The organism is Actinotalea sp. C106 (assembly GCF_023630195.1).
Taxonomy (GTDB): domain Bacteria; phylum Actinomycetota; class Actinomycetes; order Actinomycetales; family Cellulomonadaceae; genus Actinotalea.
Genome location: NZ_JALPKN010000413.1, coordinates 1 through 2,092 on the forward strand (window position 1 = coordinate 1; position 2,092 = coordinate 2,092).

Annotated in this window: 1 protein-coding gene; it reads right to left on the reverse strand. The window is 67.5% G+C overall.

The window, feature by feature from the left end; genetic code table 11:
• Nucleotides 1-27 precede the first annotated feature (27 nt).
• On the reverse strand, nucleotides 28-1,992 hold the full coding sequence (locus L0B03_RS17030; RefSeq protein ID WP_250448084.1) for an RHS repeat protein: 1,965 nt from the start codon (nucleotides 1,990-1,992) through the stop codon (nucleotides 28-30).
• Between the last annotated feature and the right edge of the window lie 100 nt (nucleotides 1,993-2,092).

Here is a 2,092-nt window from a genome sequence, read left to right on the forward strand (position 1 = left end):
ACTTCTTGGGCATGTCGCCATCCTTCATCACAAGGAAGCGGCATCAGACCCGTGACGGTTCAGCACGCGCCCAGCGGTGTCGTAGAACGTGTGGGCCACGACTCGGCCGCGGGTTGCGGAGCCATCACTGTGTGCGGGACCGCCGTCGGACGACTCCGTCTGAGTCTGGAACGGACGCATCAGCCCGTCGTAGAGAGTGCTCTCGACGTGCTGAGTGGACCCGTCAGCGCCGATCATGCGGGTCACGACCGAGTTCAACCCGTTCGCCTGCACGCGGTAGGCGTAGGCGACCGAGGGCTTCGCGGCTCCTTGCCGGTCGGGCGCACGCACCTCGAGGAGCCGGCCCAGGGCGTCGTACGAGCCCGTCGTCCTCTTGCCGTTCGGGTCCCGTGTCTCGACGACGGTGCCTAGCAGAGGGTTGTAGACCGTCGTGGAGGTCAGGCCGGTCAAGGGCCCGGACCCGTCCGGGTCCGGAGACGTCGTGACCGTCTCCCGGAGCAGCCCTCCGGTGGAATGGGTGTACGTGGTCGAGGTCACTCGACCCAGCGCGTCCTTGACCTGCGTCGGACGCCCCCAGGCGTCGTAGGCGAGGACTTCGTTGGCCTTGATGTAGCCCTGTCGGGTTGATGCCTGGAGCGTTCCCGCTGTTCGGCTCAGGTTCGGGTCGACCTGCCACGTCTCAAGCGCCCGGCCTCGTGCGTCGAGTGTCACCAGCGTGTCCGAGATGACATCACGCGGACGCGACACCGTCTCGCCGCAGGCGGCGCCGACCACCTCGACGCGCGAGGCGATACCCACCATGTGCGCCGCGACGAACGCGGCATTCGAGCTGTGCCCGTACGTCATGGTGGTGCAGGTGCCGTCGTCGGCGACGGCGAGGTCACCTGCGTCGTCGACGGTCTTCACCTGACCGTTGCCGTCGTAGTTCGTGGTCGAACGCGTCCGTCGCTCCAGCGTCCCGGCCTGGGTGAACGAGAAGCCGTAGCCCGTCGTCTTGCCGACGAGGGTTGCCTTGGTCCCGTCCGCACCGGTCGCGGTCGTGACGAGGCCGCTGGGCACTGTGACCGTCTGCGAGACGATCCGGGAGCCGTTCATCTCCTCAGCAGAGAAGACCTGTCCCTGGAAGCGTTCGTGGTCGGTGAAGGTGAGCTCATGGCCTGCGGGGCCAGCCGTGAGCTGCCCGCCCAGTCCGCGGAAGTACCTCGACGTGCTCGAGGTCGCCTCCCCGTCCTCCCCCACGGTCGTGGTGACCGAGGAGTACCCGCGGAAGTCGGAGTAGGTGACCTCCTTGGGCTTGACGAGCGCACCGGTGGGCTTCATCCACCGCCCTCCGCCACCGTAGGTGTAGCGCGTCGTCACCTGACCCGAGCCGGTGACCAGATCAGGCTTCCCGGGGGCCAGCGAGGCTCCGTTCTCGACCACGGACTCGACGACGTACTTGTGGAACCAGTCCTTCGCGTCCTTCGTGTGGCCCTCAGGGTCCCAGTCCACGGGGAAGCAGAGCTTGTCGTTGGTCCGCGCGTCCGTGGGCAACGCCGAGGCGGTGCACTCGGTCCGGTAGTTGACCGAGGTGAGCGCCCCGGACTCGGTGCGGATCGCGGTCACCCTGGGGCGCCACATCGGAGGAGGGCCGTCCGTGACGGAGTCGACGCGGTTCTTCAGCATCTCGTTGGCGAAGAGCACGGGCGGCACCGACAGGTCGTCCCCTGTCGCGGCGGTCCCACCGTGCCCGGTGTGGGTGATCGACTTGAGCCAGAGGATCTTCCCCGCGCTGCCCTTGCCGACGCCGTCGTTCGGGTTCAGGTAGGACTGGTCCAGAGTCCACGAGTCGACCGGCTGGTACGCCGAACCGTCGTAGGTCTTGGTCGCGACCTTCTCCAGCTGGTAGCGATCGAAGAAGACCGGCGACCTCTGGTCCTTGCAGGTCGAGGCGCCGCTCTTGCAGTAGAGGTCTGTCGGGACGTCCGGCCACGACGCCTTGTTGGCGAGCATCGCGTCGAGTGCACACTCGGCCTGGCTGCCCTCACACCTAGGGCGTGTCTCCTATATCCGTGACCAGGTGAGGCACGCGGCCAGGACGACGGCGGCGCGG